General features: G+C 65.9%; 21 protein-coding genes. 5 read left to right on the top strand and 16 right to left on the bottom strand.

Annotation, left to right across the window (positions count from 1 at the left end; all coding sequences use genetic code 11):
- Positions 1–19: 19 nt before the first annotated feature.
- The 4 genes from WJ542_RS05190 to pilM all read right to left on the bottom strand — a co-directional run bounded on the left by WJ542_RS05190 (position 20) and on the right by pilM (position 4120).
- The gene (locus WJ542_RS05190) at positions 20–1579 is read right to left on the bottom strand and encodes a type IV pilus secretin PilQ (protein ID WP_411188286.1); all 1560 of its coding nucleotides are present in this window, start codon (positions 1577–1579) and stop codon (positions 20–22) included.
- Positions 1580–1623: 44 nt separating this feature from the next.
- Complete coding sequence (locus tag WJ542_RS05185) at positions 1624–2157, bottom strand: hypothetical protein (protein WP_411188285.1); 534 nt, start codon at positions 2155–2157, stop codon at positions 1624–1626.
- A 329-nt stretch (positions 2158–2486) separates the two neighbouring features.
- Positions 2487–3116 (bottom strand): hypothetical protein, encoded by a 630-nt coding sequence (locus WJ542_RS05180; protein WP_411188284.1) that lies wholly within the window; start codon positions 3114–3116, stop codon positions 2487–2489.
- A gap of 35 nt (positions 3117–3151) precedes the next feature.
- The gene (pilM, locus tag WJ542_RS05175; protein WP_411188283.1) at positions 3152–4120 is read right to left on the bottom strand and encodes a pilus assembly protein PilM; all 969 of its coding nucleotides are present in this window, start codon (positions 4118–4120) and stop codon (positions 3152–3154) included.
- Positions 4121–4386: 266 nt separating this feature from the next.
- Here pilM and WJ542_RS05170 point away from each other — a divergent pair, with 266 nt between their 5' ends.
- The gene (locus tag WJ542_RS05170) at positions 4387–6840 is read left to right on the top strand and encodes a penicillin-binding protein 1A (protein WP_411188282.1); all 2454 of its coding nucleotides are present in this window, start codon (positions 4387–4389) and stop codon (positions 6838–6840) included.
- A gap of 38 nt (positions 6841–6878) precedes the next feature.
- On the opposite strand, the gene cyaY is transcribed toward WJ542_RS05170, so the two are convergent.
- Positions 6879–7196 carry an iron donor protein CyaY gene (gene cyaY / locus WJ542_RS05165; RefSeq protein ID WP_411188281.1) on the bottom strand — a complete coding sequence of 106 codons (318 nt, stop codon included), beginning with the start codon at positions 7194–7196 and terminating at the stop codon, positions 6879–6881.
- 35 nt (positions 7197–7231) lie between these two features.
- Here cyaY and lptM point away from each other — a divergent pair, with 35 nt between their 5' ends.
- Positions 7232–7564, top strand: coding sequence for an LPS translocon maturation chaperone LptM (gene lptM / locus WJ542_RS05160; protein ID WP_411188280.1), 333 nt, complete (start codon positions 7232–7234; stop codon positions 7562–7564).
- A gap of 9 nt (positions 7565–7573) precedes the next feature.
- Complete coding sequence (lysA, locus tag WJ542_RS05155) at positions 7574–8845, top strand: diaminopimelate decarboxylase (RefSeq protein ID WP_411188279.1); 1272 nt, start codon at positions 7574–7576, stop codon at positions 8843–8845.
- A gap of 264 nt (positions 8846–9109) precedes the next feature.
- Here the strand turns inward: lysA and WJ542_RS05150 are convergent, their stop codons facing one another.
- From WJ542_RS05150 to WJ542_RS05110, 9 genes are all read right to left on the bottom strand, one after another.
- Positions 9110–9334: a hypothetical protein gene (locus tag WJ542_RS05150; protein ID WP_411188278.1), complete on the bottom strand. Its 225-nt coding sequence runs from the start codon at positions 9332–9334 to the stop codon at positions 9110–9112.
- Entirely contained in the window at positions 9331–10125 is a 795-nt protein-coding gene (locus WJ542_RS05145; protein WP_411188277.1) for an ExeA family protein, read from the bottom strand. Before WJ542_RS05145 ends, WJ542_RS05150 begins: the two co-directional genes overlap by 4 nt.
- 3 nt (positions 10126–10128) lie before the next feature.
- Complete coding sequence (locus WJ542_RS05140) at positions 10129–11451, bottom strand: DDE-type integrase/transposase/recombinase (RefSeq protein ID WP_411188276.1); 1323 nt, start codon at positions 11449–11451, stop codon at positions 10129–10131.
- 129 nt (positions 11452–11580) lie between these two features.
- Entirely contained in the window at positions 11581–12114 is a 534-nt protein-coding gene (locus tag WJ542_RS05135) for a DUF6431 domain-containing protein (RefSeq protein WP_411188275.1), read from the bottom strand.
- Between the two features lie 196 nt (positions 12115–12310).
- Positions 12311–13042: a protein-methionine-sulfoxide reductase heme-binding subunit MsrQ gene (gene msrQ / locus WJ542_RS05130; protein WP_411188274.1), complete on the bottom strand. Its 732-nt coding sequence runs from the start codon at positions 13040–13042 to the stop codon at positions 12311–12313.
- 14 nt (positions 13043–13056) lie between these two features.
- Positions 13057–14058, bottom strand: a complete 1002-nt coding sequence (gene msrP / locus WJ542_RS05125) for a protein-methionine-sulfoxide reductase catalytic subunit MsrP (RefSeq protein ID WP_411188273.1) — start codon at positions 14056–14058, stop codon at positions 13057–13059.
- Between the two features lie 124 nt (positions 14059–14182).
- Positions 14183–15415 (bottom strand): c-type cytochrome biogenesis protein CcsB, encoded by a 1233-nt coding sequence (gene ccsB, locus WJ542_RS05120; protein ID WP_411188272.1) that lies wholly within the window; start codon positions 15413–15415, stop codon positions 14183–14185.
- 4 nt (positions 15416–15419) lie between these two features.
- Positions 15420–17687, bottom strand: a complete 2268-nt coding sequence (locus WJ542_RS05115) for a cytochrome c biogenesis protein ResB (protein ID WP_411188271.1) — start codon at positions 17685–17687, stop codon at positions 15420–15422.
- A gap of 109 nt (positions 17688–17796) precedes the next feature.
- On the bottom strand, positions 17797–18456 hold the full coding sequence (locus WJ542_RS05110; protein ID WP_411188270.1) for a c-type cytochrome: 660 nt from the start codon (positions 18454–18456) through the stop codon (positions 17797–17799).
- A 247-nt stretch (positions 18457–18703) separates the two neighbouring features.
- Between WJ542_RS05110 and yihA the strand changes: the two genes are divergently transcribed.
- Both yihA and hemB read left to right on the top strand, forming a co-directional pair.
- Positions 18704–19375, top strand: coding sequence for a ribosome biogenesis GTP-binding protein YihA/YsxC (yihA, locus tag WJ542_RS05105; protein WP_411188269.1), 672 nt, complete (start codon positions 18704–18706; stop codon positions 19373–19375).
- A 323-nt stretch (positions 19376–19698) separates the two neighbouring features.
- Positions 19699–20697, top strand: a complete 999-nt coding sequence (gene hemB / locus WJ542_RS05100; protein ID WP_411188268.1) for a porphobilinogen synthase — start codon at positions 19699–19701, stop codon at positions 20695–20697.
- Between the two features lie 114 nt (positions 20698–20811).
- Here the strand turns inward: hemB and dsbD are convergent, their stop codons facing one another.
- Both dsbD and cutA read right to left on the bottom strand, forming a co-directional pair.
- Positions 20812–22758 carry a protein-disulfide reductase DsbD gene (gene dsbD / locus WJ542_RS05095; RefSeq protein ID WP_411188267.1) on the bottom strand — a complete coding sequence of 649 codons (1947 nt, stop codon included), beginning with the start codon at positions 22756–22758 and terminating at the stop codon, positions 20812–20814.
- On the bottom strand, positions 22751–23062 hold the full coding sequence (cutA, locus tag WJ542_RS05090; protein WP_411190479.1) for a divalent-cation tolerance protein CutA: 312 nt from the start codon (positions 23060–23062) through the stop codon (positions 22751–22753). The genes dsbD and cutA overlap by 8 nt, the downstream gene beginning before the upstream one ends.
- Positions 23063–23077: the final 15 nt, after the last annotated feature.

Genomic DNA, 23077 nt, shown 5'->3' with positions numbered 1-23077 from the left:
TCGAAGCGAAAATCAGGGGTCAATTCGCTCCGACGACGCGCGGTGTAATGAACACCACCAGTTCGCTGCGCTGATCGCGGTGCGCCCGATGCGAAAAAAGCGCGCCCAAAAGGGGTATTTTGCCCAGGAGCGGCACACGCGTCACATCGTCGCGATCGTCGGACGCGTCGATACCCCCTATCGACACTGTTCCGCCGTCCTCGATCTCGACCCGCGTCCGCACGTGCTTGGTGTTGATCGCCGGCCCCGCGGCGGTCTGCTCGCCGACGCTGTCCTTGGCGACGTCGAGGTCCAGGATCACATGGCCATCGGGTGTGATCTGCGGCTCGACCTCCAGTTTCAGGCTGGCGCGGCGAAACTGCACGCCCGATACGCCCTGCCCGACCTTCGCCTGGTAGGGCAGTTCGGTCCCCTGTTCGACGACGGCCCGCGTGCGGTCGGCGGTGACGACGCGCGGGCTCGACACCACGCGTCCGCGCCCCTCGGCCTCGATGGCGCTCAACTGAACGTCGAGCAGGCGCGTGGCGTGGGCGGCGAGCAGCGAAATGCCGGCCTGCGCGGCATCGAAGCCCGCCAGCGGCCCTGCGGCCAGGTCGAAGACCACGCCGTCCTTGCCGCCCTGCACGCCGCGCGCGGCGCCGTCACCCTGAACCGGTGTCACGCCGAGCCGCACGCCGAGTTCGTGCGACAACCCCTCGTCGCCCTCGACGATGCGCGCCTCGATCAGCACCTGCCGCGCCGGCGCGTCGAGCAGATCGATCAGATCGGCGATCTGGTCGAGGCGCGCCGGCAGATCGGTCACGAAGAGCAAATTCGTGCGCGCGTCGGCCACGGCCGCGCCGCGTTTGGACAACGCGCGCTGCGTGCCCGAGCCGCTCAGGAGGCGCTGGACGTCTTCGGCTCGCGCGTAGTGCAGTTCGAATGCGCGGCTCGCCAACGGTTCCAGCTCGGCGGCCCGCGCATGCGCTTCGAAGCGTTGCCGCTCGCGCGCCGCCAGTTCGGCCGCAGGAGCCACCCAGATCACGTCGCCCGCACGCTCCATCGCGAGGCCATTCACCTCCAGCAGCAGATCGAAGGCCACGCGCCACGGCACCTGTTCGAGCCGCAGCGTCACCTGGCCGCGCACGCGCTCACTCGCCACAATATTGAGCTTCGTGAACTCCGCGAATGCATGGAGCACGGCGGCAAGCTCCGCGTGCTGGAAATTCAGCGTGATCGGGCGATTGGGCGGCAAACCGTCGGATTTCGAAGCCGGATCGCTCAGCCGCTGCGGAGCGCGTAGCGGGACCGGCGGGCCTTCGAGCGATTCGCCGGCGGGCGTACCGCTCGGCCCGGGGCCGGCATGCAAATCGTCAGCCGCACCGTTCGCTCCGCTGGCCTGCTTCGCATCGGGATTGGAATCCTCGCTGCCGGCAGGTTCGCCACCTGCCGCGCCTGCAAACGGATTCGCAGCCCAGCCCGTTATTTCGTCCGTACCGGCGCCTTCGGGTAGCGGCGGCACCGACTGCCGCACGACCGCTTGCGCGGCGGCTCCCGGTTCCGGCAGGGGCGGTGGAATCGCAAGGGCCGCACCAGACATAGCGCTGAAACCGGCCAAAGTTGCGAGGACCGCGCGAAGGTGCCTCATTCGGCCTCCTCCGTCCAGCCCAGCGTCTCGCTCGCTCCGCCGGAGGACAGAACCACGTGCGAAGGCGCAATACGTTCGACGCGACCGTTCCCGAACGACTGTCCCGCCGTCACGGCCTGAGTGCCCTCGGGCGTTTCGATCAGCGCGACGATAGCCTTGCGGTCCAGCATGATGCCCGCCAGCCGCCTGCCTTCGCTCGTCCTTGCCGCAAAGCGGTCCGAAAATGGGTCGAATGTCGGGCCGTCGTTCCCGGCGACCCCATCGGCTAGCAGCAACGCGGGCAGGCGGTCGAAGACCTGCAGGGTCGCGGCAATCGAGAGACCCTCTCCGCTGGCACGCCTGATCGCAATGTCGACCGGCACGGCAAACCCGGGTGCCGCGCCCAGCCCGGCGAGAAAGCCATGCAGCTCGGCAAAGCCGCCCCGCGCAACGAGCTTGAGCGTGCGGAATGTTGCGAGACCTGCTCCGCCAGCCGCGGCCGGTTCGAGCGATTGCAAGGAGAGCCCCGATCTCGACGCCAGCCCGGACATGTTGCGGATATCCTCGGCTGTCGTGTCCGCGTGCGCACGCTGCCCCTCTATTGACGCAGCCGCCGCCCGGAGTGCGGGCAGGCGTGCCACGGTCCGCCGGGCTTGCGCGAACTCACGCTGCGCATCGTTCAATCGCGCTTCCGACGCGCGCAGCCCAGCAAGATCTCCCACCGTGCAGGCAAAACCCGCCAACGATGCAGCGAGTACTGCCGTTGCCACGAAAACGCTCAACCTCTGCCGCCAGCCCCACGCATGCAGTGCCGCCCGGCGGCGCAACGCGGCACCATTCATATTTGCGAGCGAATCGGCTCGGTCAACGAGCACGCTACTCATTTCGGATTCCTCAATCTGTCTTCATGGCTTTCGGTCGCCCGCTTCGCCGGTCCCGAATACGCGCCCTGCCAAACGACTCGCACCATCACGTGGATCGGCTCGTTGCCGGCCGTCGCTTCTTTCGCACCTGCCGCAGGCGGTGCCCGCTTCAGCTCGCGTACGCTCACCTCAGCCGCTTCGGGCAGGGCGCGCAGGTGCCCGAGCCACTCGGCCACCGTGGACTCGTCAACCGCCGCAGCTTGCAGTTCCGCTTCGTCGCCGCGCTGCACTACCTGTTGCAGCGCGACGCCCGCGATGCCCGCGCTGGCCAGCCCATCGAACAACGCCATCAGGCGCTTCAACGGCTTCGCGTGCTGCTGCGCCAGTTCCGCTGCGGCGTGCTGCGCAGCCGCCTCGCTTGCGAGCCGGCCTGCCTCGGCAAGCGGCAAGCGCAACCGTTGCACGGCCTGCTCGACGACCTCACGCCGCGCATCGGCCCGGCCACGCGTCCACAGTTGCCAACCGACGAGCGGCGCGACACAGGCACAGCCCAGAAGCGCCGCGGCACACCACTCGAACATCCGCCGCCACAGCAACCGGCGCATTTCGCGCTGCCGCCACGGCAGCAGGTTGAATCCGATGCGCATTGCGACGCTCTGTGCGCTGCCGCTACCCCCGCGCCTCATTCACTCACTCCCCGCAGTGCCAGACCGAAGGCCACCGCGCACGACGGATCGTGCGCCAGCCCCGCCGCAAGCGGCCGCTCCGGGTCAGCAAGCGTCGCGCATTCGAACGGCAAGGCAGGACAGCCAAGCACGCTGCCGATATCCGCCAGCGTGAAGTGCACACCACTCAGCAAGGCGAGGTCGCCGGCCACGACGGCACAGCCCGGCGGCTCCTCCTGCACGAGATCACGAAGCGCTTCGACGAGGTCCGCGTACTCGAGCGCGGGAAAGCGCATTTCGCGTGCGATGGCATCGTCGGCCACGGCCCAGCCGCGCACGCCCTCGGAACCAATCCATAACGCCACATACGGTTCATGCGGCGGCAACTCGAACACCGCCGCATGGCGCAACGCGCGCAGTGCGGCGTGAGCCTCGTCGTCCACGGCGCACAACGTGATACCCGCCATGGCCGCGCACTCGATGCGCGCCTCCAGATGTGCACGCGCCGTCGCGGCAATCGTGACCTGCGCCCCGCGAGGCACCGTTCCGCTCCAGGGCGCCACCCGCCAGTCGACGGCGAGTTCGTGACGCTCGACGCCCGCCACGCGTTCCGCTTCCGCCAGCACGAACGGCTCCAGCTCGGCATAAATCTGCGACTCGTCCGCATGACAGCCGGCCGGCGCGAGATGCGCGAGCGGCACGGTCGCGACGAGCGTGGCATTCGTGGGCAGCGCCATCGCGCAGCGCATCGAAGCCGCCGCGCACACGCGCGGCAGCCGGCTGAACACGCTGCGCAGCGCTTGCACGACCGCGGGGCGATCGACAATGTCCGCACCCGCCATCGCCTCCCGCGCGAGCGGCTCACTCGCCAGCCATTCGACGCGCACCGGGCCCGCGCCAAAAAGGCGCCGGCTCAGCACGGCCAGCGTGACTCCGCGCGCCGCGACATCGACACCTGCGGCAAAGCGGCGCGCACCCAACAACATCGGCCTCCCAAACCCCATTGCAGTCCCTCATTGGCTTCGCTCGCCACGAACCGTTCGGGCGTTTGCGTCAGGAAGCATTGTGCAAACCCCGCACCGCTCCGAATATTCGTCCGAACGGCCAATCCGGGCCACCGCCGCTATTCAGGCGTGAGGGGCGCGTCTACAGTGAAGGCATGCGTCTGCCGGCTCTCATCGTCAACGTAAGCATCCCGAAAGCATCCGGTGCCGGACGGCTATAATCGCGGGACTGTTTTTTCGGTATCCGTATGCAAGAGATCTCGTCGCCGTCGCCCGTTCCACCGCCTACACCGCCCGCGCCGCCCAAACGCCGGCGGCCGTGGTGGTTCAAGCTGCTCATCGGCTTCGCCGGCCTGATCGTGGCGGGCGTGGCCTGCGCGGCGCTCGTGCTCGGCTACGCGTTGATCGTCGCGACACCGAACCTGCCGTCGATCGACGCGCTCACCGACTACCGGCCCAAGGTCCCGCTGCGTATCTACACGCGCGACCACGTGCTGATCGGCGAATTTGGCGAAGAACGGCGCGACATCGTGCACATTCAGGACGTGCCGGACGATCTCAAGAAAGCCGTGCTCGCGATCGAGGACGCGCGCTTCTACGACCATGGCGGCGTGGACCTCACGGGCATCGCGCGCGCCGGCATCGTCGCCCTCACTAACGGCCACGCCACGCAGGGCGCGAGCACGATCACCATGCAGGTCGCGCGCAACTTCTTCCTGTCGAGCGAGAAGACCTACACGCGCAAGATCTACGAGATGCTGCTCGCGTACAAGATCGAATCGAAGCTCTCGAAGGACCAGATTCTCGAGGTCTACATGAACCAGATCTACCTCGGGCAGCGCGCGTACGGCTTCGCGAGCGCGGCCCGGGTGTATTTCGGCAAGGACCTGAAGAACCTCACGCTCGCCGAATGCGCGATGCTGGCCGGTCTGCCGAAAGCGCCGTCGGCCTACAATCCCGTGGTCAACCCGAAACGGGCGAAGGTTCGTCAGGAGTACATACTGGAGCGCATGCTGGAGCTGCGCTACATCACGCAGGACCAGTACGACGAGGCGGTGAAGCAGCCGCTCATCGTCAAGAGCGCGACCAGGGAATACAGCGTCCATGCGGAATATGTCGCCGAAATGGTCCGCCAGATGATGGTCGCGCAGTATCACGAAGAGGCCTACACGCGCGGGCTGAACGTCCTGACGACTCTCGATTCGGCCGACCAGGATGTGGCGTATCGTGCGTTGCGCAAGGGCCTCATGGACTACGAACGGCGTCACGGCTATCGCGGCCCCGAGGCATTCATCGATCTGCCCGAAGACACCGATGACCGCGAGCAGGCCATCGACGACGCGCTCCTCGAACACCCGGACAACGGCGAACTCATCGCGGCGGTCGTGACATCCGCGAGCCCGAAAGAGGTCGAGGCCACCTTCATCGACGGCAATGCCGCTACCCTCCAGGGCGACGGCCTGCGCTTCGCGCAGTTCGCGCTCGGCCCGCGCGCGCAGCCCAGCCAGCGCATCCGGCCCGGCGCGATCATCCGCGTCGTGCGCAACGACGCGGGAGACTGGTCGATCACGCAATTGCCGCAGATCGAGGGCGCCTTTGTTTCGGTCGTGCCGCAGGACGGCGCGATCCGCGCGCTCGTGGGCGGGTTCGACTTCAACAAGAACAAGTTCAACCACGTCACGCAGGCGTGGCGCCAGCCGGGCTCCAGCTTCAAGCCGTTCATCTATTCGGCCTCGCTGGACAAAGGGCTCGGGCCGGCCACCATCATCAACGACGCCCCGCTCTTCTTCAGCGCCGCCGAAACGGGCGGCCAGGCGTGGGAGCCGAAAAACTACGGCGGCGGCTTCGACGGCCCGATGACCATGCGCACCGCGCTCATGAAATCGAAGAACCTCGTGTCGATCCGCATCCTCAGCCACATCGGCACGAAATACGCGCAGCAGTACATCACGCACTTCGGGTTCGACGCCGACCGCCATCCGGCCTATCTGCCCATGGCGCTCGGCGCGGGTCTCGTCACGCCGCTGCAGATGGCGGCGGGCTATTCGGTATTCGCCAACGGCGGCTACCGCGTCAATCCCTATCTGATTGCCGAAGTCACGGACCAGCGCGGCATGGTGGTCGCGCAGGCGCAGCCGCTCGTCGCGCAGCAGAACGCGCCGCGCGCCATCGACCCGCGCAACGCGTACATCATGAACAGCCTCTTGCAGAGCGTCGCGCAGCGCGGCACGGGCGCGAAGTCGAACGTCCTCAAGCGCACCGACCTGGGCGGCAAGACGGGCACGACCAACGACTCGCGCGACGCGTGGTTCGCGGGTTATCAGCACACGCTCACCGCGATCGCATGGATCGGCTACGACAACCCGCGCAGTCTCGGCGACAAGGAAACGGGCGGCGGCCTCGCACTACCCGTGTGGATCGACTACATGGCCCGAGCGCTCAACGGCGTGCCGGAGTACAGGATGCCGATGCCCGATGGCGTCGTGACGCTAGGCGACGAGCTGTACTACGCCGACATGACGCCGGGGAACGGCTTCGTCTCGACGGTGGGTATCAGCCAGGCGGCGCTCGATGCGGCGGCGAGCGGCGCATCGGATGCGAGCGGAGCAGCGGGCGCGGCCGGCGCCGGGGAGGCGCCGGAGCCCGAGCAGGTGAACGCAAAGGAGAAGGAAGACATCATGAACCTGTTCCGCGGGCACTGAACAGGCAGCGCTGGCGCAGCCAGGCGGCTCAACCCTGGTCAGGGCGTAAAGCTGACCGGCTCGCCGGCCTGCTCCGTCGCATAAGCCGAGAGCGAGGAAAAGAACTCCGTGCCGCTTCGCGTATCGCGCCATTCACCGTCGATAAAGCGGTAGTGAAAACCGCCCGCCTTCGCGGCAATCCAGATCTCGCTCATCGGCGGCTGCAGGTTCACGATGATCTTGGTCCGGTTCTCGAATTCGAGTGTCAAAACATTGCCGCTGCGCTCGAGTTCGATATCGGCATCGGCCTCGTCCACAGCGCGCTCCACCGCTGCCAGCACGGCTTCCGCGCGGCCCAGGTAGTCACTGTCGGTCATGCTAAACTCCACCGGTTATTCATTCAGGGACAATTATGCGTGTCATTTCCAGGATGCGCGCAGCGGCGCCCGGCGCAATTTTAGCCATTTCGGCAGTCTTTGCACTCGTCGGCTGCGGCCAGCGCGGCGCGCTCTACATGCCCACCGTGCCGCCGCTTCCGCCCAAGCCCAATTTCGAAACGCAAGACACCGGAACGACAGCGCCTGAAGCCGCGTCCGCGGCTTCGAGCGCTTCGGGTGTTGAAGCAGGCTCGATTCCCGACACGTCCGGCACGCCGCTCACCCTGTCCCCCGACACCGAACTCGGCACGACCCCAACGGCGCCCGCCAGCCCGCAGCCGGCTTCCAGCGCCACGCCAACCCAATAAGACGCTCGCATGACCCAACCCGCTTTCCACCGCATCGACGGTACGTTCTACGTCGAGGGCGTCAGCGCCACCGATCTCGCCGCGCAGTTCGGCACACCGCTCTACGTGTACTCGCGCGCGGCGCTCACCGCCGCATGGCATGCCTACGCCGACGCGTGCGCCGGCCGGCGCGCCTCGATCCACGTGGCGGTCAAGGCGAACAGCAACCTCGCGGTGCTGAACCTGTTCGCGCGCCTTGGCGCCGGCTTCGACATCGTGTCGGGCGGCGAACTTGCGCGCGTGCTGGCCGCGGGCGGCAAGGCGGAAAACGTCGTGTTCTCGGGCGTCGGCAAGACCGCCGACGACATGCGTGTCGCGCTCGAAGCAGGCGTGAAATGCTTCAACGTCGAATCGATTCCCGAACTCGACCGCCTGAACGCGGTGGCGGGTGCCCTCGGCAAGACGGCGCCGGTCTCGCTGCGCGTGAACCCGGACGTCGATCCGAAGACGCATCCCTACATCTCGACGGGCCTGAAGGCAAACAAGTTCGGCGTCGCGTTCGACGACGCGCGCGCCACCTATCGCGCGGCGGCCGCCATGCCGCATCTCGACGTCGTGGGCATCGACTGCCATATCGGCTCGCAGATCACCGAAATCGCGCCTTACCTCGACGCCATCGACAAGCTGCTCGAACTCGTCGGCCAGATCGAGGCCGACGGCGTGGAGATCCGTCACATCGACGTGGGCGGCGGCCTCGGCATCCGCTACAACGACGAGACGCCGCCCGAGATCGGCGCATTCGTGCGCACGGTGCTCGACCGCATCGAGGCGCGCGGCGCGAAGGACGGCAAGGCGCGCGAAGTGTTCTTCGAGCCGGGCCGTTCGCTGGTCGGTAACGCAGGTGTACTGCTCACGCGCGTGGAGTTCCTGAAGCCGGGCGCGGAGAAGAACTTCGCCATCGTCGATGCGGCGATGAACGACCTCGCCCGTCCGGCGATGTACGACGCGTACCATGCGATCGAGCCAGTCGTGGAACGCAACGCGCCCGCCCAGACTTACGACGTGGTCGGCCCCGTCTGCGAAAGCGGCGACTGGCTCGGCCGCGCACGCACGCTCGCGATCGAACCGGACGATCTGCTCGCAATCCGCTCCGCGGGTGCGTACGGCTTCGTGATGAGCTCGAACTACAACACGCGTCCGCGCGCCGCCGAGGTCATGGTGGACGGCACGCGCGTGCACGTCGCGCGCGAACGCGAGACGGTCGCGCAGTTGCTGGCCGGCGAGCGGATCCTGCCGGACTAAGCCGGCAACGGCACAGCCTCAAAAAAAGCGACACCTCTTTCGAGGCGTCGCTTTTTTGTTATGCAGAACGCGCTGGATGTTCCGTCGCGATCTAAACGGTATTCTGTAGTGCGAGATATTTGGCGTTGAGACAGTGGCGGATGTCTCGCGCTCAGCGAGAATGAATGAACCGCAGTCGAACGCGAGACGTAGATCGACACCCGGCGCAATGTTGTCGCGCGCTGCAAGAGCAACGGCCCCGGGATGCTCGCCCGGGGCCGTCGCTCAGAACGGATCGTCGATGTGATGCCGCACCGGGGCGGACCATGGTTGCCTGCTGCGCTGGATCTGCTCTGCGTATGCGCTGCTGAACCACAGCAGCCAGTCGCACAACAGTTGCTGGATCTGGGCCGCCGCCTCGTCGGTGAGCGCGGGTAGCGGCGGCGGTCGTGGCCCGATACGCGTGGACGGTGTGCGTGACTGACCTGGCTGCTGAGGGCGGCGGCTCATCGCATTTCCCCAATCGCCTGCTGCAACAGCTCGTCGGGCAGATGGTTCAGCCCTTTGGGCACAGCCAGCTGCATGGCGGTGCGCAGGATACGCCCGGCATTGCGCGGCAATCCGCGCGAAGCCTGGCGCAGCAGTTCGAGCCCGGTTTCGGAGATCAGCGTGTGGTTGCAGCCGGCGGCCTTGAGCGCGTGGGCGATGAGCTGTGCGAAGCGGGCGTGCTCGGTGACGGGCTGCAGTTGCACGCGGGTCTGGATGCGGCTGTAGAGCGCGGCGTAAGCGTTGCGCTCGAGCATCGGGGCCAGCTCCGGATGGCCGGCAAGCCACACGGTGATGAGACTGCGGGCGTCGAAGGCGAAGTTCAGGAACGAGGGGAAGTCGCGGAAGAACTCCGGCGGCAGGTTCTGCGCCTCATCGATGATCCACACCGGCAGGACCTGCTTGCCGTTGGCCAGCTCGGTGATGCGCTGCTTGATGTCGCGCCACAGGTCCGCGCGCCGGTAGCTGGGTTCGAGCCCGAGTTCGCGGGCCAGCGAGCGGTACAGGTCGATGCGCCCGAACTCGGTCTCGGACAGATAGATGGTCTGGTAGCGGTGCGGATTGAGGTTGCGCGTGAGGTGGCGCAGCATGGCGGTCTTGCCCACGCCGGGCTCCCCGGTGAGCAGGCCGATGCCGGGGCTGTCGAGCAGCCACTGGAAGCGTTCGGACAGGCGCGCGAGCGCGCCATCGTCCCACAGATCGGTGCCGTCGGTGTCCAGCGGCGCGCAACGCAGGCCGAAGTGTTGGCGGTACATGTGTCAGTCCTCGCGACGGTAATGATGTTGATGGACGAGTTCGATGAGGTTGGCTGTGGCAGCGGGCGCTGCAGTCGCGGCAACGGCGGGCGTCCTGCTGCGCCGGCGCCGGCTGTTGGCCAGCGCATCAAGCGCGGTGGCCGCGCCCAGTGGAGCGCCCTGCCTGCTCTGGACACGCACGACCGTACCGGCGTGCGGATCGACGACGAGCACGACGTAGTGGCCGCTGAGTTCATAGGGCACCTCGAAGACGGCGCCTTCGTACGAGACGGTGCCGTCGCGGCGCACGCGTCGCTCGACGCGGTGCAGGAACAGCTCATCGAGCCTGGGGGCAAGCGAGCCGAGCGCGCGGATGCGCGGCAGGTCCTGCCGGTAGCGCGAGAGCGGCGTCACGTTCTCGCCCAGCGCGCTGTGTGGCTCGCAGTGGTAGACCTGTTCGAGCCACGCCCACAGCCGCGCGTTCAGGTCAGTCAGCTCGCGGATGTGTGTGGTGTCCAGTTCGGAGAGGAACTGCTCGCGTACGGTACGGTGCCAGCGTTCGAGCTTGCCCTTGCTTGTGGGCTGGTAAGGCTGGCAATGCACGAGACGCACGCCCAGGTCTGCGCAGATGGTCTGCAGGCTCGCGGCGCGATAGGCCGCGCCGTTATCGACGACGAGCATCTTTGGAATTCCGCGACGCAAGAGCGCCTGCTTGAGCACGCCCTCGATCTCGAGGGCCGTCTCGGACAGACAGAAGGCGCTGTGTGCAACGAGGCGCGAGGCATCGTCCATGAGCGAGACGAGATAGGTCTTGCGGCGCGCCCCGCCAAACGAGAACGTCGGGCCGTGCATGACGTCACCGTACCAGATGGAGCCAGCGTACTCGGCCACGAAGCTGCGCTTCTCCTGGGCAACGACTGTAGGGCTGGCGATACGCGAGAGGTCGTGAGACTTGAGCAGGCGGTGCACGGCGCAGCGTGAGAGTGTGCCGCGCGCCACGATGCCGGTGGCCTCCAGCAACAGCCGGATCTGGCGCACCGAGCGGCTGGGGTTCTCGCGTTTGGCGGCGAGCACCGCAGCCTGCACGACCTCGGGCAGCTTCGAGCGACCCGTGTCGGTGCGCGGCCGGATGGCGAGCCCTGCGATGCCTTCGCGTCGCCAGGCGTAGTACCACGTCTGCAACGTGCGCTCGCTGATGTGACGCCGGCGCGAGCCCGGGATCGCGTACTCCTTGAGGGCGAGCTGACGCAACAGCTGTAGCAGCTCGCCGCGTTCGAGTCGCTCGCGGCTCACGATGGGGCCGAGCACGGACAGCCGGAACAGCGCCACGGGGTCGATGTCGTTCATGAAGTCTCCGTTGAAGTGGAAGAGACCTCATGAAACGCCTGATGCCGTGCAGGCGGCAGTGGGCAGACCCTGTGGGTTGCCCGTTACCGCGTCCGGCAGTGCGTCTCGTGTGGAATTGCGTTCAGCCGATCACGGGACATCGAGGCCATCCAGATCAAGCCAGGCCATCGCACGCGACAGCGACATGAGCGCGAAGCAGGGGCGCCAGAAGGTCGCCGTGTCGGCTGCGCGGCCCAGTTCGGGCAAGCGGCTTCGCAGGGCGAAGGCAAAGTCCTCACTGCAGCGCATGAGCCATCGCCACCAGCGGCGCACGGTGTGGCGATCGATGCCGACCAGGGCTGCGATGCGGCGCAGCGACAGGCCAGAGAGGATCAGGCAGAGCACGAGTTGCTGCAACGCCCAGCCGTACCAGCGCAGCGGGCAGATGCACAGCGGCAGGCGCGAACAGGTACGTCGGCAGGCGGCACAGCAATAGCGTGGCACGGGCACCGGATTGAGCGCGCCGGTGACGCTTCGGTCGGCCTTGCGTTCATAGAAGCCGTGCGCCCACAGGCACGTGCGGCCGCAGTGCGGGCAGCGGCCGGGATGATAGGACTGGGGCGTGGTGACGATGGAGCGAAGATGCTGTTCGAGCGTGAGAAAGGAATGTACGATCCGAAGCATAGGCCGGGCTGTTCTGCGTTCGTGGGCTGGTGTGAGAGCCGTCTCACGATAACAGAGGAGTACCGGCCTATCTCATGTCCACCGCATCGCACGATGCTCACGCTGAAATTCAGGAAATCGCCCTGGACGAACGCGAGACAAATACCCCCCGCCCAAACTCAAATAGCCCGAGCCGTAACAGCTGGAGCGCAAGTGCCTACGTGGCCCGCACGGCGCTCCCCGACCGATACCGCGCAAGCAGCCAGACGCCAATCCGCCAGCCGAGCAGCACGATCAGGATCGCCGCATAGAGCTTGGGCTGTGCGAGGTCGTGCTTGCCCGCCTTCATCCACCAGAAATGCAGGATCGCCAGCACGCCTATCGGATAGATGAGCCGATGCAGCGTCTGCCAGCGGCGTCCGAGCCGACGCGCCATGCCGCGCGTCGAGGTCACGGCGAGCGGAATCAGCAGCACGAAAGCTGCGAAGCCGACCGTGATGAAGGGCCGCTTGCCGACATCCTTGAACATCGCCATCACGTCGAACCACTTGTCGAACCAGATGTAAGTCGTGAAATGCAGCGCAGCGTAGAAGAACGCGTAAAGGCCAAGCATGCGGCGAAAGCGGATCAGCGTGTTCCATCCCGTGAGCCGGCGCAGCGGCGTGACGGCCAGCGTGATGCAAAGAAACACGAGCGTCCAGAGGCCCGTCGAGCGCGTGATGAACTCGATCGGATTCGCGCCGATCTGCCCGGTTATGCCGAAAAGAACGATGCGCGCCAGCGGATACCACGCCGCCACGAAGACGGCGGCCTTGACCCAGGGCAGCCAGCGCGGACCGGCCGGCACTTTCGCGGCGGCACGTTTCGCCGCGGCGTTCTTCGCGGCCGCGCGCGGCGCCGCTGCGGGCGCGGTGCCGGCTGTCGTCGTCGATTCCATCGGTTGCTCCATTGCTGCCTCGAACCTCAGAAGTTCTTGCGCAGATCCATGCCCTGATACATCGACGCCACCAGATCGCCATAGCCGTTAAACATCAGCGTCTTGCGCTTGGGCGTGAAGAATCCATCCTCGCCAATACGCCGCTCCGTGGCTTGGCTCCAGCGCGGGTGATCGACGTTCGGGTTCACGTTCGAATAGAAGCCGTACTCGTTCGGCGCGTAGGTGTTCCAGCTCGTCGGCGGCTGCGCCTCGACGAAGCGGATCTTGACGATCGACTTCGCACTCTTGAAGCCATACTTCCACGGCACGACGATGCGCACGGGCGCGCCATTCTGGTTCGGCAGCACCTGGCCGTAGAGCCCCACCGTGAGCAGCGTCAGCGGATTCATGGCCTCATCCATGCGCAGCCCTTCCGAATACGGCCAGTTGAGGACGGGATCGGAGATGCCGGGCATCTGCGAAGGATCCGCCAGCGTGATGAACTGGACATAGCGCGCATTGCCGGTGGGCTGGGCGCGGCGAATCAGCTCCGAGAGCGGCACGCCAACCCAGGGAATCACCATCGACCAGGCCTCCACGCAGCGGTGCCGGTACACGCGCTCTTCGAACGGCGCGAGCTTGAGGATCTCGTCGATATCGTAAACTTTCGGATTCCTGACCTCGCCCTCCACGCTCACGCGCCACGGACGCGGCCGCAACGTATGGGCGTTCTCGGCCGGATCGCCCTTGTCGGTGCCGAACTCGTAGAAATTGTTGTACGTGGTCACGTCCTTGTACGGCGTGACCTTGTCGGGCACGACAAACTTCGCGTCGGTCTTCGCGGGAAGTTTCTGCGCCTTCGGATCGGGCGACGCGTACTCCGCATGGGCGCGCGTCGCGCCGAACGTCCCCGCGATGCCGCCCAGCGCGAGCGCACCCGCCGCCTGCAGCAAACGTCTGCGCTGTTCGAACACCTTTTGAGGCGTAATCTCGCTCGCCGGGATGTCGTCACCGTTGAGGAGGATCCTGCTGCTACGCCTGATCAACATGTTGCTGCTCCTATGTCGTCCACATCACCACTAACACGCGCATCGGACGAATCTTCCCCGGGAACGAAAAAAAACCGCCGGTGCGAAGCATCCGACGGTTAGTTCGTCCTGCGGGCGGAGAAAGTTACAGCTTGCCGTAACTATGCAGACCCGAGAGGAACATGTTCACGCCCAGGAAGGCGAAGGTGGTCACGAGCAGGCCCGTGAGCGCCCACCAGGCGGCAATGCCGCCGCGCAGGCCCTTCATGAGCCGCATGTGCAGCCACGCCGCGTAGTTGAGCCAGACGATCAGGGCCCAGGTCTCCTTCGGGTCCCAGCTCCAGTAACCGCCCCAGGCCTGTGCGGCCCAGAGCGCGCCGAGGATCGTCGCGATCGTGAAGAAAGCGAAGCCGACGGCGATCGACTTGTACATGACGTCGTCGAGCACCTCGAGCGCGGGCAGGCGGTCCGCCAGCACGCCGCGCTCCTTCAGCAGATAAGAGACGCCGACCATGGCCGCCAGCGCGAAGCTGCCGTAGCCGATGAAGTTCGCCGGCACGTGGATCTTCATCCACCAGCTCTGCAGCGCGGGCACGAGCGGCTGGATCTGCTGGGCGTCGCGCGAGATCGAGTACCACATCAGGAAACCGACGGCCGCACTGATCACGAGCAGCACGAAGGCCCCGAGCGCGCGCGTGTTGTAGTGCTTTTCGTAATACAGATAGAAGAGCGCCGTGATGAGGCTGAACAGCACGAACACTTCGTAGAGGTTCGAGATGGGAATGTGGCCGACGTCCGCGCCGATCAGGTACGACTCGTACCAGCGCACCATCATGCCGACGAAGCCCATCAGCACGGCCGCCCACGTAAGCCGTGTGCCAATCGCGCCGCCCGTTTCCGAGCGCGAAAGGAGGCCGATCCAGTAGAAGAACGTGGCAAGCACGAAGAGCGCGCTCATCCAGAGGATGGCCGACTGGCTCGACAGGAAGTACTTGAGGAAGAAGGCCGAATCGGCGCGCGAGAGGTCGCCCTGGTAGAGCTGGATCGCCCCGATCGAGATCACGGCGATCGCAGCCATCAGAAGGCGCGACGGCTTCCAGCGCCAGCCGAGCACGACGAGCGCCGGCACCACGCCGCACAGCACCAGCTTGTCGTAGTAGTTCATGTGCGCGTGATAGCGGTCCAGCGCGAAACCCGCGCCGGCCACGAGCGCCAAGGCGAACAACCAGTCCACCACCGAAAGGCGGCGCAGGAAGGGGCGCTCGTCGAACAGCGCGTCATCGGGCAAGCCGTGCGCACCCTCGCGCGCGGCGCCCGCAGCCGCCGCGCGGCTGGCGCGGCGGGCATTGGCAGAAGAAGAAACCTGGGTCAAGTCCATGGGCTTACCGCCGTTGATCATGAGAATCCGTGGATCGAGGCGCACGGTCCGGCCCGCTTTCGCCACCCTCGCCCCCGTCACTTTCCGGTGTGGCCCGGGGCGCTACTCCGAGCGCGCGGCCAACCGCGTCGCGGGTGCGGGCAAATTCCTTTTCGAAGTCCAGGGTCCGGCGTGCGGTCGACATCGCCATGATCACGTCCACGCCGTGATGGTCCTGCTGGTCCTGATCCCTGCCGGCATCCTTCAGCCAGAACCACAGCCGCCGTTCGCGCACGTAGAACATGGAGAAGATGCCAAGTACGAGGAGCAGGCTGCCAAGATACACGACTTTTTTGCCCGGCGCGCGCGTCAACTGAAATACCGAAGCTTGCACCTGCCTGAATGAATCGAGCTGTAGATAGACCGGCGCGCCGTACAGGAAGCTGTCCGAAACCGCGTTGATCGAATCCTGCACGAAACGCGCCGAGTCCGCGTCGGGCTTGAGGTCGGGCTCACCGGCCTGTTCGCGCGCGATCTGCCAGAGGTCCCACGTCGCCCCCTCCAGCATGCGCAGCAGGAGGCCCGCAGCCTTCTCCTGCTGATCCTTCGGCACCGACTTGTCGATGAACGCCGCCACCGCCTGGAAACCGCCTGCGTCCTGCGGGTCCGCAGACTTCGCGGCGGACTGGCCCGTGCCCGCAAAAAGGGTCAGCACGCGCAGGGCACTGTCCTCCAGATGCTGCTGGAGCTCCTTGTTCGAGTCAGGGACCGAGCGCAGTGCGAAGCGATGCGCCGCCCCGGCGCGCAGCGCCGGGTCCTCGTACGCCGCACGCAGCATCACCCACTCCTTCGGCGTGCCGCCGCTGTCGGCGGGAATGCGCACGTAGCGGAACGGATCGTCGGGGTTCTCGCGCATGCCCGCGAGGAACATGCGCGCGCCGCTCACGTCGACGGGCAGCATGTAGTTGTTGTACTCGCGCGCCTGGCCGTCCTTGTCGCGGATCTTGTACTGTACCGACGGCCCGACGTTGTGCAGGTCGAGCGGCTTCGACGACTTCGCCCCCGAACCGAGGCGCTCGTCGAACGCCTCCTTGAGCGACTGGTGCGCGACTCCGCGCACGTCGTTCGCCCCGCTGCCATTCGAGATGTTTTCGACGTTGATCGCGCGGAAATCGGCGAACTCGATGGTCTGGCCGTCCACGCCCGGCACGGTCTCGCCCGCCGGGAGCTTCAGCGGCGAAGTATTGCCGACCGTGCCGCCTACGGAGAAGCCCTTCGCGCTCGCGCCGACCATAGGCCAGGCCGTCATCGAAAGCTGCGAGCCGCCGTCCTGGAAGCTCGACTGGTAGATCGACACGCCGTCGTATTCGAACGGCTTGTTCACCTCGATACGAGCCGGAATGCGCTGGCCGGTCTTGTGGTCGATCACGACGATATCGCTCGCGAAGAGCTTCGGCATACCGGTCGAGTAGTAGTCGACGATGAACTTGTTCAACTGGATCGAAAACGGCAGATCCTGGATCAGCGAGCCGTCCGGCTCGTTGAGGATCGCCGTGGAGACGTATTGCCCCTCCGGAACCCAGGCATAGCCGCGGAACGTCGGGTTCGACGTGGAAAGCCGGTGCTCGGGCGGAATGTCGTTGATGACGGCATTGCTGCGGATCGGCGTCTTGTCGAAGAGCCACATCTGGAGCTTGATCGGCAGGTTGCTGTCGAGCAGGCCGCCGATGCAGATCACCACGATCGCGACGTGCGCGAAGATGTAGCCGACTCTCGTGAGCGCGCCGCGCTTGGCCGCGATCAGCGTGGCGCCTTCGGACTCGCGCGTGACGAAACGATAGCCAAGCCGCTGCGCAAGCTTGCCGAGCGCCGCGGCAGCCTCCTCGCGCGATGCGCCGGCAACGGTGAATTCGCCTTTGTGGTGGAACGCGCGCAGGCTGCTTTCGCGGACCTTGTCCTTCCAGCTCTTCATGTCGGCGATCATCTTCGGGCCGTTACGGATCACGCACAGCGAGATCGACGTGACGAGAAAGCCGAGGATCGTCATGAACCACCAGGCGCTATAGACCGTGTAGAGGCTCAGCGACCGGAAGATATCGGCCCAGAACGGACCGAACTGGTTGACGTAATTGGGGTAGGGGTCGTCCTGCGTGAGGACCGTGCCGATGATGCTCGCAATGGCAAGCACCACGAGCAGCGCGATGGCGAAACGCATGGAGCTCAACAGCTCGACGCCGCTTCTCACCGCCTTCTGGCGTACGTTCAACTGCAGACCCGATGTGGTGACGCTCATTCAAACTCCGCTTCTAACGGCGACTCAACTCGCCAGACAGCAAAAAAGGGTGCAGGGCTGTCAGCGCCCTCACCCTTTTCTTGTTCTCCAGCCGGCATGCGCCGGCCTTTCAGTGCAGGCCGGCCGCGTAGTCGGCGACAGCCTTGATCTCGTCATCCGAAAGACGGTGCGCGATCGTGTGCATCGCCTCGTTGTTGTTGCGCGTGCCCTGCTGGAAGGCATCGAGCTGCGCGACGATGTACTCCGACCACTGCCCCGAGAGCCGCGGATACTGGATCGGAATGCCCTGCCCGTTCGGGCCGTGACACGCCGCGCAGGCCGGCACGCCACGGTCGGCAATACCCGCACGCCAGATCTTCTGGCCAAGCGGCACCGTATTCGCATCGTGCGCATAGCCGGGCTTGGGTGCCTGCGAGGCGAACCACGCGGCGACGTTGATCATATCCTGATCCGAAAGCGCCGAGGCCATGCCGGCCATAATCGCGTTATTACGCGCAGGGGGCTTGCCACCCTGCGGTTTGAAGTCTTTGAGCTGTTTGACGAGATACTCGGCGTGCTGACCCGCGAGTTTGGGATAGGCGCCCCCCGAGCTGTTGCCGTCGGCGCCGTGACAGGCTGCGCACACCTGCGTGGCGACGGCCTGCCCCCGGGCGAGATCCGGCTTGGCGGGCTGCGCCGCCGCGTGCGCCAACATCATCGAGGAACCTGCCGTAAGACCTGCCGTTATCGCAAATACGAGGAACTTCAAGGACTTGCACAGTCGATTCATTCGCGCACCTTGTTTCGTATTGTGGGAATCAGGTTCTGCAAAGTACGACGGCGACCGATCTACCTCGAAGGCCCGCGCCGGCCTCACGGGTATTCAGTAAACCATCGCATTGTACAATAGCGCGGTGGACGCAACCGCGCCAGTCGGGCCTCGCCCCGATGTCCCTTAATCGTTCCCGGCCGCTTCCGGGCCTGCTGACCAGGTGGCCTGAGGCCGTCAGCTTGTCTCACACATTGTGGTTTCCCAGATGGCCTTTCTGCTGCATCAAGCCCGCTTCTTCACAACGGTGAATCACCTGCGCGACCTGCCCGCTACGGCGCGGCCGGAAATCGCGTTCGCCGGGCGCTCGAATGCCGGCAAGTCCACCGCGATCAATCTGCTGTGCAATCAGAAGCGGCTCGCCTTCGCCTCGAAGACGCCGGGACGCACACAGCACATCAACTACTTCGACGTGGGCCCGGCGGACGATCCCGCGGGCTATCTGGTCGACTTGCCCGGCTACGGCTATGCCGAAGTGCCGGAAGCGTCGAAGGCGCACTGGGAGGCACTGCTGTCCCAGTATCTGAAAACGCGCGCGCAACTGCGCGGCCTGATCCTGATGATGGACGCGCGCCGCCCGCTCACGGAACTCGACCGCCGCATGATCGAGTGGTTTGCGCCCACCGGCAAACCGATTCACGCGCTGCTGACCAAGTGTGACAAGTTGACGCGGCAGGAATGCACGCTCGCGCTGCGTACGGCGAAGAAAGGCTTCGACGAATATCGTCAGCAGGGCTACGAGGGCGCGCTGAGCGCGCAGCTGTTCTCGGCGCTCAAGCGCGTGGGGCTCGACGAAGCGCACGCGCTGATCGAGAGCTGGCTCGTGCCGCCGGCCGACGCCGGTACCTCAGACGAAACCCCGGCAAGTCCCGCCCCGTAACGATCTTCTACGCATGCGCGTGCGGCGGTCGATGCCGGCCGGGGCGCGCATTCCTTTTTTCGAGGACCCGCACGGCAGATGCCGAGGGCCGGTTCGCGCGTGCCCTGCACATTCGCGCCGCACATAAAAAAACCCGCCGTAAGTGCCGGCGGGCTAAACAGCCTTATCGAAAAACGACAGGCACCCGCTCAGGGAGGAGAAGCGGGGAGCTCGGCGCAGGGCGCCTCGCTCGATCGGTATGATATACCATTGTCCCGAAAAGTTTCCGGGGGCCCGGAAACGCCGTTCGATTCACGCGCAGTTCGAACCATCCCATTGCCGTCATGAGCTTCTATCCGCATCATCGTCCGCGCCGCATGCGCCGTGACGACTTCTCGCGCCGCCTGATGCGCGAAAACCTTCTTACCACGAACGATCTGATCTATCCCGTGTTCGTCGTCGCGGGCGACAACGTGCGCGAAGCCGTGCCGTCGATGCCCGGCGTCGATCGCGTATCGATCGATCTCCTGATGGGGGTCGCCGAGCAATGTGTCGAGCTCGGCGTGCCGGTGCTGTCGCTCTTCCCGGCCATCGATCCCGCGCTCAAAACACCCGACGGCATCGAAGCCACGAACCCCGACGGCCTGATCCCGCGTGCCGTGCGCGAACTGAAGAAGCGCTTTCCCGACCTGGGCGTGCTGTGCGACGTCGCACTCGACCCGTACACGAGCCACGGCCAGGACGGCGTACTCGACGAGAATGGCTACGTCATCAATGACGAGACCGTCGAGATTCTCGTCGCTCAGGCCCGCACCCAGGCCGAAGCCGGCGTCGACATCGTCGCGCCGTCCGACATGATGGATGGCCGCATCGGCGCGATTCGCGAAATGCTGGAGAGCGAGAACCACATCCATACGAAGATCATGGCGTATTCCGCCAAATATGCTTCGGCTTTCTACGGACCGTTCCGCGACGCGGTGGGTTCGGCGTCGAACCTGGGCAAGGGCAACAAAATGACCTACCAGATGGACCCGGCCAATACCGACGAAGCGCTGCGCGAAGTCCGCCTCGATATCGAGGAAGGCGCAGACATGGTGATGGTCAAGCCCGGCATGCCGTATCTCGACATCGTGCGCCGCGTGAAGGACGAATTCCGCTTTCCGACCTATGTGTACCAGGTGAGCGGCGAATACGCGATGCTCAAGGCCGCCGCACAGAACGGCTGGCTCGACCACGACAAGGTGATGATGGAGTCGCTGCTGGCATTCAAGCGCGCGGGCGCGGACGGCATCCTCACGTATTTCGCGCTCGACGCCGCGCGGATTCTGCGCGCCCAGAAGTAAAGTCCCCGGAGTCGGGCGGCGCTCGGCTCAGTTTAGTTGACCCAGGTGACTGGCAAGGAGAAGGGGCACGTCGAAATCGACGTGCCCCTTCTCCTTTGAGCCCGACAGGTTCGATCAGGACTGCGGTGCAGGCGACGCCATCGGCGCAGCCAATTGATCGAGCCGCGCGAGGAAGCGGTCGGCAGGCTCGTAGCCCACGACGCGCAACACTTCGTGGCCCTTGTCGTCGAAGAAGATGATGCCGGGCGGTCCGAACAGGCCAAAGCGCTTGAGCAGCGCCTGGTCGCCGACATTGTTCGCAGTGACGTCGGCGCGTAGCAGATCGAGCTCCTTGAGCCGCGCCTGCACGCGCGGGTCGCTGAACGTGAACTTCTCCATCTCCTTGCAGCTCACGCACCAGTCCGCATAGAAGTCGAGCATCGCCGGTTTGCCCGAGGCGCCGAGCGCCGCGTCGAGTTGTGCCGGCGAAGCGACCGGGGCAAACGCCAGATTGTCTGCCGCAGAAGTATTTGCGGACGCCCCGGCCGTGGCCGCCGTCGCGCTCACGCCATCCATGCGCAAAGCGAGCACAGCTAGCGGGCGCAGCGGATCGGTCGAGCCCGCCGCCAGACCGACCAGCAGCGTTGCGGCCCAGATGGCAAATGCCGCTCCAAGGCCGCGGCCGAGGCGCCGCCAGACGCTCGGGCCACCCGCGTTGGGCGAGAAGAGCCCCAAAGTGGCAGCGGCAAAGAGCAGCCACAGTGCGGCAAGCAGCATCTGCGCCGCTGCGCCGAGCACCGGCCACACGATCCAGAGCGCGGCAGCCAGCAAAACGACGCCAAAAAACACCTTCACGCCGTCCATCCAGCTACCCGCGCGCGGCAACAGCGTGCCGGCGCCGAACCCGATGATCATGAGCGGCACACCAAGACCGATCCCCATCGCGAAGAGCGCGGCACCGCCGAGGACCGCGCTCCCGGTGTGCGCGATGAACGCGAGCACGGCGAAAAGCGGCGCGGTCATGCACGCGCCGACGACGAGCGCCGAGAGCGCCCCCATCACCGCGACGGCGGCGAACTTGCCGCCCGAGCGGCCCTGCGAGGCACGCGAGGCGCCGTCCTGCCAGCGTTGCGGCAAGGCGATGTCATAGCCCGCGATCAAGGTGAGCGCAAACGCGGTGAGCAGCAGTGCGAAGGCGCCGAGCACCCAGGGATTCTGCAGCCAGGCACCGAGACTCTGACCGACGAGCGCGGCCGCGATGCCGAGCACGGTGTAGACGAGCGCCATCCCAAGCACATAGACGAACGACAGCGTGAAGCCGCGCGCGCGCGTCACGCGCGCCCCTTCGCCCACGATGATCGCCGAGAGAATCGGAATCATCGGATACGAGCACGGCAGGAGACTCAACACCATGCCTGCGACGAAATAGAGGCCCACCACGGCGAAGAAGCCTCCGCCTTGCAGCAGCGACTGCGCGTAGTCGGCGCTCGTGGCACGCTCGTACCAGGGCTCGCCGGCGCTGTCCGATGCCGGTGGGGGGGGGCTCTGCGCGGCGTTTGTTGCCGCTCCGGTCGCCACGCTCGCCGTCACACTCGCCGCCGCGCCCGGTCCCGCCGACTGCAGCGCGGCCCCGCTCACGTGATACACATGCTCCGCCGGCGGATAGCACACGCCGGCATCGGCGCAGCCCTGCGACGTCACGGCCAGATCGAACGGGCCGCTAGCGCTCTTCACCGGAACGCGGATCGTCAGTTCGCCGCGATAGGTTTCAACGTTCTTCTGGAAGGTGGGATCGAACTTGACATGACCCGGAGGAATATCCGCGGTGCCCAATGTCGCCGTACCATTGCGCGTCGCGAAAGCGAAGCGCTCCCGGTACATGTAGTAGCCATCAGCAATCTTGAAATGCACGTCGACTTCGCCCGGCTGTTCCACCGCGCTGAAGCCGAACGCCTGATCAGGCGGCAGGAAATCGTCGTCCGCGTGGGCGAGCGGCGCCGCCGCGAACATCGAGAGCGTGCAGCAAAGAAGCAGAAGAAGAGACAAGCCGGCGCGCAGGCGCCGTTCGAAGCGGTTAAACATGGATGGGACGCTGGGTTTCGGCATTGACCCACTGCCCGTAAGCGTTCGACGCCGTGACCTGCCAGGAGAGGATCTCGGGCGTGTCATAGGGATGCCGGGTCTGGATGAACTGTTCGAGGTCGGCCGCGCGGGCCGTGCTCGTCTTGAAAAGCAGTTGAATCTCGTCGGCGGATTCGATCTGGCCTTGCCAGTGATACTGCGAATGAACCGCGCCCAGCCGCGTGACGCACGCCGCCAAACGCTGCGCAAGCGCGTCCGCGGCCAACCGGTCGGCAGTCGCGGCGTCGGGCACCGTGGTCAGCATCAAGGTCACATTGAG

This window comes from Paraburkholderia yinzeri, assembly GCF_046581065.1.
In the GTDB taxonomy this organism is placed as follows: Bacteria; Pseudomonadota; Gammaproteobacteria; order Burkholderiales; family Burkholderiaceae; genus Paraburkholderia.
The sequence above is the reverse complement of the archived record's forward strand: the minus strand, read 5'-3'. Positions and strand labels throughout refer to the sequence as shown.